Genomic DNA, 358 nt, shown 5'->3' with positions numbered 1-358 from the left:
CGGGGGTGATCTTGTCGAGGGGGAGGTGGAGTGCGGCGGAGCGCGGCAGGGCGGCGTTGGTGGTGCGGAGGCGGTGGAGCTCGTCGGCGGTGAGGGCTCTGCGGTGGACGCGGACCTCGTCGAGGTCGCCGCGGAAGCGTTGGGTGCCGTCGAGGCGCTGCCCGATGTGGACGCCGCTGATGCCGAACTCGCGGCCTGCGGTGATCGAGCCTGCGGGGGCGGGAGCGGATGCGACTTCGTGGCCGTCCACGAGCATGACGAGCTTGCCGGAAACGCGTTGCAGTGCGATGTGATGCCACTGGTTGTCGTTGTAGGCGCTCGTGGAGGAGATGGTGACAGTGCCCTGCTCAGCGCCGAG

At 69.8% G+C, this 358-nt stretch carries 1 protein-coding gene; it reads right to left on the bottom strand.

Annotated features, from left to right (window positions below):
• Positions 1-358: LamG domain-containing protein (locus tag CCN37_RS37785; RefSeq protein WP_143262043.1), on the bottom strand; the 358-nt coding region annotated here is incomplete at both ends.

It is taken from the genome of Allokutzneria sp. NRRL B-24872 (assembly GCF_002155965.1).
Lineage (GTDB): Bacteria > Actinomycetota > Actinomycetes > Mycobacteriales > Pseudonocardiaceae > Allokutzneria.
The sequence above is the reverse complement of the archived record's forward strand: the minus strand, read 5'-3'. Positions and strand labels throughout refer to the sequence as shown.